The sequence below is a fragment of the Sporomusa sp. genome (genome assembly GCF_035561155.1).
Classification (GTDB): Bacteria; Bacillota; Negativicutes; order Sporomusales; family Sporomusaceae; genus Sporomusa.
Genome location: NZ_DATMYD010000073.1, coordinates 1 through 8,417 on the forward strand (window position 1 = coordinate 1; position 8,417 = coordinate 8,417).

The 8,417-nt window shown below is 44.6% G+C and carries 7 protein-coding genes, 3 tRNA genes, 1 rRNA gene and 1 riboswitch; all 11 genes read right to left on the minus strand.

Going from position 1 to position 8,417, the window contains the following annotated elements; translation table 11 throughout:
* Positions 1-136 precede the first annotated feature (136 nt).
* A complete protein-coding gene (locus VN447_RS09595; protein WP_325525037.1) occupies positions 137-1,453 on the minus strand; it encodes a hexokinase in 1,317 nt (438 codons plus the stop codon).
* 148 nt (positions 1,454-1,601) lie between these two features.
* Positions 1,602-1,814 (minus strand): hypothetical protein, encoded by a 213-nt coding sequence (locus tag VN447_RS09600; RefSeq protein WP_325525039.1) that lies wholly within the window; start codon positions 1,812-1,814, stop codon positions 1,602-1,604.
* A 94-nt stretch (positions 1,815-1,908) separates the two neighbouring features.
* Complete coding sequence (locus VN447_RS09605; protein ID WP_325525040.1) at positions 1,909-2,079, minus strand: aspartyl-phosphate phosphatase Spo0E family protein; 171 nt, start codon at positions 2,077-2,079, stop codon at positions 1,909-1,911.
* A 111-nt stretch (positions 2,080-2,190) separates the two neighbouring features.
* Positions 2,191-3,033: a sensor histidine kinase gene (locus VN447_RS09610; protein WP_325525042.1), complete on the minus strand. Its 843-nt coding sequence runs from the start codon at positions 3,031-3,033 to the stop codon at positions 2,191-2,193.
* The gene (gene ercA / locus VN447_RS09615; protein ID WP_325525044.1) at positions 3,023-4,186 is read right to left on the minus strand and encodes an alcohol dehydrogenase-like regulatory protein ErcA; all 1,164 of its coding nucleotides are present in this window, start codon (positions 4,184-4,186) and stop codon (positions 3,023-3,025) included. The genes VN447_RS09610 and ercA overlap by 11 nt, the downstream gene beginning before the upstream one ends.
* A gap of 139 nt (positions 4,187-4,325) precedes the next feature.
* Positions 4,326-5,585 carry a diaminopimelate decarboxylase gene (locus VN447_RS09620; RefSeq protein WP_325525046.1) on the minus strand — a complete coding sequence of 420 codons (1,260 nt, stop codon included), beginning with the start codon at positions 5,583-5,585 and terminating at the stop codon, positions 4,326-4,328.
* 101 nt (positions 5,586-5,686) lie between these two features.
* Positions 5,687-5,863: riboswitch (Lysine riboswitch) on the minus strand.
* Between the two features lie 45 nt (positions 5,864-5,908).
* Positions 5,909-7,057, minus strand: a complete 1,149-nt coding sequence (locus VN447_RS09625; protein ID WP_325525048.1) for an acyltransferase family protein — start codon at positions 7,055-7,057, stop codon at positions 5,909-5,911.
* 437 nt (positions 7,058-7,494) lie between these two features.
* Positions 7,495-7,570, minus strand: a tRNA-His gene (locus tag VN447_RS09630).
* 7 nt (positions 7,571-7,577) lie between these two features.
* Positions 7,578-7,653 (minus strand) — tRNA-Met (locus tag VN447_RS09635).
* A gap of 304 nt (positions 7,654-7,957) precedes the next feature.
* A tRNA-Asn gene (locus VN447_RS09640) sits at positions 7,958-8,033 on the minus strand.
* A gap of 259 nt (positions 8,034-8,292) precedes the next feature.
* Positions 8,293-8,417 (minus strand): 23S ribosomal RNA (locus VN447_RS09645); the annotation flags it as partial.

Consider the following 8,417-nt stretch of genomic DNA (forward strand, 5'->3'; position numbering starts at 1 on the left):
CTCCCATCTTTCCTGTGCCCTTTAGGGTATACAAGTGGGAGTTATACCCAAAGGGCACAGGCGAGCGGCTAAGTCCCTGGATAAGGGCGACTAACCTTCAGATGGGGTTAAAACCCCACCTGAAGCTAAGTCTACTTTATCTCGCGTTATATACAGTGGCGGCTGCGATAGCCGCTCCTATACCTGATCCATCTTTACTAAGTTTAATCGTTACCTGCTTAGCCTTATCACCAAATATTTCAGCCATAGCCTTAAACAAATTGTCAGCATATCCCGGCATCTTCTCGTACAACGAGCCGTCAACCGCTATGGTATGGCGTCTAGAAAGCGCTGGATCAATCTTAAACAATACTCCCGCCCACGTAGCAGCCGCTAAACGTGCCGACCGCATCGTAACAAGCAAAGCAGCTGTCTTAATTGCTTCAAGCTCGCTGATCGTTAGCCCTTGTATCCCCCAGCGAGTAGCTGCCAAGTTAGCCACTGCGTTCAGTTCTGGTGAGGCATCTGCAAGAATTGGTGAAATATCTTCGGTAGTTACTGAATATGGAATACGCAGCCTGTCTGAACTTTTGCTAATGTGTCCATCAGTTGTAAGCCCATTCACAATCAATCGTACCAGTTCGCCCAAATACTGACCTGAGGCCATCTTTTCGAGCCGCTGAGCACCCGGTTTCTCACTAGCCTGATCCAAGAGTATATCATATTCCGTCTGCCGAATCCCGTCAAAGTTACCAGATTCCAAGTTAACAATCATGGGCTGACTGGTGAGCGGATGACATGGCTCAAGATAGCAGCTATTATGACCGGTGCCGCAGATTGCCCCGATAGAAGTGGCAGTGTCGGTATAGGCAGTTGCCAGTAATGTGCCAGTAGTATCGTTAATTACTGCCAGTGATTGAACATGCCAAACCCCTCTGAGTTCTAGCGCATTCTGCAATAATTGACCAACATTCAGACCTTCAACCCCGGTAGTTTTAATTTCCTTAGTCCAACTGATTAACACAGCTTCGTTGACGCCGTCCTGCCGGCACGGGAAGGAAAAAGTATGTCCCAAGGGATAAGTACCACCTGCTGGCGCAATCTCAGAGATTTTACCAGCAATGAAGTCGAACAGCTCCGACCCGGAGGCTGCTGCCGAGGTATAGTCATAGTTCCCGGATCTATCTTTAAGAGGTGCAGACCGTTTGTCAATAATATTAGCCTGACCTTTGCCGGCCAATTCGACTAATAACACGCGCACATTAGTGCCGCCAAAGTCAACAGCAATCACCTTGCCCTGTTCCCGGCCCGTCGGGCTGCCGATAAAGGAGGGTAGCATCTTAAGAGAGCTTGGTTTACCTGCCAGTCCAGCAGACATGGCCTGCTGAAAACCGGTGGCAATATCACGCATAAACTCGGCAGATACAGTGAATTGTTCTTCAATCATCGCTAAAACTGCAGGCAATTTGTCCAAGGCGATCTACCTCCAGGGTTAATAGTCACGATATAAAGAAAACACGGCTTGCGCCGAGCCTCTGGCGAAAGCGGAAGCCGATGTTGCCCTTATCCAGGCGGAAAGTTGTACTTTCTAACAGGATTAAATAAGCCCCCAGCGTTGGAGGCTATTTGTTATAATATTTGTTTGGTGTAAAGACATACCTTATAGCCCGCATCAAGCGCACATATTGACGTATTAATAACCGTTTGAAATCTGGCCATACCATACCTAGGATAATGGCGGCGATAATGAGCATACGTATATTAACAGTAGTATAAAACTGGTCAGTAATGATAAACCCCACTACAGCTATTCCGGTAAGGCTGAACCAACTCATATAAAAACCCTTCTTCCACTTGCTTATACGACACTATATGCTCCAATGGAAGATCCAGAATTAATGCAGCAACAAATATTGAATACAGTGCAGATTAATTATTCTCATAAATGCGGTAATACTTGCTAATTTCGCTGTCCAACAACTGGCTGGCTTCCAAAACTTGAGGATCAGACAATCCATAAGACGCAGCAAGCAAATTCATCTGTTTCCGTAAATATTCTATTATGTCAAGGATATTCAGTGCTTCGATATTTTTAGACAACGAGTGCGCCCTCCATACAGGAAAAATACCTTGTCTCAACAACAATTAACATTATAAACTATACTCCCTAATTTTGGAAGAAGAAATTTGTTGTTTTAAAGATATTTTTTTTTACAAACTAAAGAAAAAAGTTGCACCCTGATTTACCGCGCCGTGAGCCCGTATCTGTCCCCCATGCCGGTTAATGATGCGCTGCACTGTCGCAAGACCTATTCCGTTTCCGGGAAACTCGTGAACAGTATGTAGCCGCTGAAATGCTCCAAATAACTTGTCCGCATAAGCCATATCAAACCCTGCTCCGTTATCCCGCACATAAAGTAAGGCTTGTCCAGATTCTCCATCAAGAGTTTTGCCCATCTCAATTACAGCATTAGGACATCTGGCCGTAAACTTAAAAGCATTGCTAAGAAGATTCTCAACAAGAGTACGCAGCAGCCCAGCATCGCCATATACCTTGATATCTGGCTCAATAATAACCGTTATAGTTCGCTCAGGGCACCCTTGTTTAAGTTCTTTGGCTACACTCCAGGCTATCATACTTAAATCTACTTCCTGTTTAATCATATCACCGCGAGTGAGGCGCGATAAATTGAGTAGACCGTCGATGAGTTCAGCCATACGTTGACTAGCCAGCCGCACTCTGTTTAAATAGCCAATCCCTTCCTCATCAAATAGTTGTCCATAATCTTCCAATACAGCCAAACTAAACCCATCAATGCTTCTGAGTGGCGCCCGTAAATCATGAGATACCGAGTAACAAAATGCTTCCAGTTCCTTATTGGCGGCCGCCAGCTGAGCGGTACGTTCTGCTACCCGTTGCTCAAGCTCGGCATTTAAGCGTTCCAGTTCATCCATCCGGCGCTGTAGTTCAGGATAATAGTTTTTGCGAATGGATTTTTCGCCAAGCCCGATAAGCTTTCCCCGTAATTCTTCAGCATCAGAGTTATAATGCATGGCGAAATATCTCCTCAATGTCTCGGATAGTAGCCTCCCGCGGGTTGGTAGCCAGACATGGGTCTAGGTAAGCACTTTGGGCTAAAAGCGGAATATCATCTTCAGTAACGCCAATATCTTTTAATGTCCGGGTAACGCCTAACTGTTCCCGGAATAAGTCAATTTCTGACAAGATAAGCGCCTCACGCTCAGACGTTGATAAGCCGCCAAGCTTAAGACCCATCGCCGCCCCGATTTTTTCGTAGCCTTCGCGGCAAGCAGGGAAGTTATATGCCATCACATGCGTTAAGAGAATTGCGTTACACTCGCCATGCGGCAAGTCAAACATCCCGCCAAGGCTGTGAGACATCGCATGGACTGCGCCCAAAATCGCATTAGAAAAAGCCATTCCGGCCGATAAACTACCTAACATGGTATAACCGCGATACTCGATGTTTTCCGGGTAGCGCAAAGACAGTGGTAAATGATTGAAAAGCAAATCGACAGCTTTTAAGGCATGTAAGTCAGTTAAGGGGGAACTGGCTGTAGAAACAAGCGCTTCAATTGCATGACACAGTGCATCGAGTCCGGTACAAGCTGTGAGATAAGGTGGCATAGTAGTAAGTGTTACGGGATCAATCAGCGCAACATCCGGTACCAAAGCCTTGCTGACAATGGCCATTTTTGTTTTTCTCGTACTGTCGGCGATAATAGCAAACTGCGAAACGTCAGCAGAGCTGCCCGCAGTAGTCGGGATACAAATTAGCGGCGGCATAGGGCTAATTACCTGATCAACGCCTTCAAACTCAGTGATATGGCGCTCATTAGACGATACAATGCCAATCCCCTTGGCACAGTCAAGCGGACTGCCGCCTCCAACCGCCAATAGTAAGTTACAGCCATAGTCTTGGTAAATGCGGGCCCCAGCCATTACATCATAATCGCGAGGGTTAACATGCACATCTTGGAAAATAACATACGGAAGAGAATGCTTTTCGAGACTTCTCACCACAGGTTCCAGCCAACCGGACTTAATTATCCCTGGATCAGTCACGATCATTGCCTTTCTGGCACCGAAGTTTTCCGCATACTGCCCTGCAAGTTCGATTGCACCCAGCCCAAAAATAAATTCAGGAACAACAAACTTACGCAGTTCAAGGATGGAAACTGCCACGCTTATCCCCCCAATCTATCGCTTACTTCAATATTAGCAAAAATTAACTACATTGGATAGACACTACATAAGTGTGCGGCAGCCTTTTAGAAAAAAATTCACCTGGTAATATCCCAGGTGAATTTTCATACGCCATATCTTATTTTTCCAGTCCGGCGAAATCTAAAGTGGCAAAATAATCCTCAATAGTCTCAGCCCGGCGAATCATCTCAACACTGCCATTAGGTTTCAGCATTAATTCAGCCGAACGCAATTTACCATTATAGTTGAAGCCCATAGCATGACCATGCGCTCCAGCATCATGAATAACCAATACATCTCCAATATCAATCATCGGCAGTTTCCGGTTTACCGCAAATTTGTCATTGTTTTCACACAGAGAACCGGTAACATCATAGATATAGCCGAGCGGCCAGTCTTCTTTGCCTAATACCGTAATGTGGTGGTAAGCACCATATAAGGCCGGACGCATCAAGTTAGCCATGCAGGCGTCCAGACCGACATAGTTTTTATAGATTTCCTTTTTGTGTAACACTGTCGATACCAGGTAACCATACGGCCCTGTAACCATCCGGCCACACTCCATCGCAATTTTGAGTGGTGCAAGACCATTGGCGGCAATTTTAGTTTCATATGCCTTTTTAATCCCCTGGCTGATCGTAGTAATATTAACCGGTTCCTGCTCTGGACGGTAAGGAATACCAATCCCCCCGCCGAAATTAACAAATTCAACTTTAATATCAAGAGTACGGTAAATTTCATTAATAAGGTCAAACATCATATTGGCGGTCTCAATGAAGTAGTTAGGGTCAAGTTCATTGGAAATAACCATTGTATGAAGACCGAAACGTTTTACACCTCTGCTCTTCATAATCCGGTACGCATCCAAAAGCTGTTTCCTGGTCAAACCATATTTAGACTCTTCCGGATTGCCGATAATAGAGTTGCCGCCGTCACGCAGCGGGCCAGGATTATAACGGAATGAAATCATATCCGGAATACCGGCATGCTTATCCAGATAGTCAATATGGCTAATATCATCAAGGTTAATTATTGCACCCAATTCACGCGCCTTTTTAAACTCAATAGCCGGGGTATCATTTGAGGTCAAAATAATTTCTTCGCCACTCATACCAGCTTTTTCAGCTAAAATAAGCTCAGCGAGCGAGCTGCAGTCAGCTCCCAGCCCTTCTTCCCTCAGCAATTTTAAAATGTAAGGATTGGGAGTGGCCTTAACAGCAAAATATTCCTTAAACTCTGGCGCCCAGGCAAAGGCTTTAGTTAAATTACGGACATTCTGTCTAATGGCTTGCTCATCATAAATGTGAAACGGTGTGGGGTATTCTTTGATCACTTCTGTCAATTGTTCTTTTGTAAACGGTAATTTTTTCTCAGCCACTTGTTTCGCCTACCCTTCAATAATCAGTAAATGTAATACAAAAAGCAGTCTGCGCTAAATCTCGCAAACTGCCTAAAAACAAAAGAATGCTCTTAACGGCTGTGCAAGATAGCGCTCCACCTGCAAAAAATCAGGTGACAGTCTTACATTTCTTAAACGTAAGACCAGCAAAAAGTCTCCGGCAAAAACTTTCACTTCGGCGGTAAGCCCCTTTCAGTATCGTCATCGCTGCCAGCTCTGCATACTTACTCTTGGTCTGCCGCACCTCTATCGGAAAAACAACATTTAATTATGTCTATAATACCAGTACACCCTAACCAATGTCAATATGTCGGCGGAGAAATCTTATCTCCTCTGGCACCGCCGCCAAACATCGGAAGTCTTCCGATTGCAAATTCACAAATAACATAACTAATTAATACTGCCAAACTAGCAGATAAGAAAAACTTAACAAATGGTCCGGCTTGAAAACTAAGTAAAGCATAATTTAAAGAGAGTACTGCAAACTGATGAACATAGTAGACAGCATATGAATTGGCAGCCAAGCGGCGCCAGAGGTATGAGCGGCTATTTACCCAACGCTGGAAAACTCCTAACAGCGCAAGTACAGTACAAAGGCAAAATAGAGTATGCAAAAAAGCATTCACTGCCAGTACTAAGAAGCCAGTATGTGTTGCAAAACCAATTTTACCACCGACGAACAAGCCACCCGTAACAATAGCGCTCACTGACCAGCGTAACGGTCTGGGACTATAGCCCGCAATAAACCATTGGCGGCGGCAGGCATAAACCCCTAGCGCAAAATACAAGGTATACAAAACAACTCGTGTAGGCTGTATTACTAAAATATATTTTAGGTTTAACCAATCATAATCACCTACTACAGTATTAACAGCAAAAAAACCTGCACTTCCGGCCAAGACAAACACTACAAAGAAAGCAGACGAAGGTTTAACTGCCTTGACTGGAGTGACCTTGATCCAATTTCGACTGTGAATGAAAGCTAGTATCAGACAAAACAAAGCCAGTACTCCCAGAAACCAGTAATGAGCCTGCTGATAGGACTTACCAAAAAACAGGTTAAACCAGTAGTAGAGATACTCAGGCGGTGTTTGTGACCTTGTAACATAAATAAAATATGTAATTGCCGGCGCCAGGAAGATAATACCGATAATCCAGGGGATAATCAGCCTGGTAATTTTATCACGTATAAAATGAGCAGTGCCTCTTTTAGCCAATGATTTTACAGCAAAGTATCCTGCAATAAAAAACATAATAGGCATTATAAAAACATCATTCACTAAAACGAACCAATTGAAGAATGCATTCCTTTGCGAATCAAGGACATACCACCACCACGGCGCATATGGCATGTAAGCCATTGATGCGTGGAATACTACCACAAGCAGTACAATAAATGAGCGCAGATTGTCTAGAAAGTACATACGCTTTTCGCTGCCAGCAGTTTGCACAATACCGCCTCCTTATAGCCTTGTTTGCCATAAGATATATATTCAGCTTGCTATATTGTTTTCCTGCTATTGCCAAATTTATTAGTCACGATAATATGACCATACACAATACAAGCCTCTCATAGTGCCACCGCAACGACAACCGGCAGATCCACACAGTCTGGTACAGACCTCTACGCCTGACACTGGTTCCTGTTTATCTTTCCTTCTGGCATGCCAAAACGAAACTTCCTGCTCAGGTCCCTTTGTCCCCAACTCACAAAACCACTTCCATAGCCTCATAGTGCCAACTCCCTGAATCTTTATAGTTACAGTATAATTAAATAAGCCGCTACAATGCAGTGATTGGTATCACATGATTTTTAAAAATATAAAAGGCGGGAATCTATCTTATTAATGATAGACTTCCGCCTTAAATTCTATTACATATAAATAATTGGGGTGACTAGAGGGTCTCGAACCCTCGAATACCGGAGCCACAATCCGGCGTGTTAACCACTTCACCATAGCCACCATAAATTGGTTGCGGGAGCAGGACTTGAACCTACGACCTTCGGGTTATGAGCCCGACGAGCTACCAACTGCTCCATCCCGCGATATAAGCAGAGAACCAGGTTATTAGGAGCATCGCGACGCTAAAATCTGCGTGAATCGCTTAGTTATGAGCGCTAGCGAATAACTTCCTCATTCTCCAAAGATTGAGTGTGGCTCCTCGAGTAGGACTCGAACTAGCGACCGATCGGTCAACAGCCGAGTTACGACCGTTGATAACACGCCATCTGCGTCGTTGTCGCTGCGGGCGTTCCCTCCGACGTACTTCCCAGTACGACTACGGTCACGTCCTCACTCCGCCTAGCATCTGACATGTTCTGAACGGTCTGAGCCGTTTATTTTGTAGTGTGGCTCCTCGAGTAGGACTCGAACCTACGACCGATCGGTTAACAGCCGATTGCTCTACCAGCTGAGCTATCGAGGAATGTTTTGTTTTCTCAAGGAATTATATTTTACCATAAGTACTTGTTTGTTGCAACATGTACTTTTTGGCAAATTGTTTATTCCCTGAAAACTTCACAGAAGAAAAGCATTGCGCATATTAGATACTGATCGCTAATTCAGAGCTAAAAGATACATTTATGATGTTATCGCTCCGCTCTAACTAAGCGACTCACACATATTCTCGTTTCGCCTATCGGCTCCCGACAATATGGTTCGCTGCTTAATGCAAACGAGGTTGTTAAGTCAAGTCCTCGGCCTATTAGTACCAGTCAGCTGAGTGGATTGCGCCACTTACACATCTGGCCTATCAACCTTGTCATCTACAAGGGGCCTTACTTCTTTCGAATGACAGACCTCATCTTAA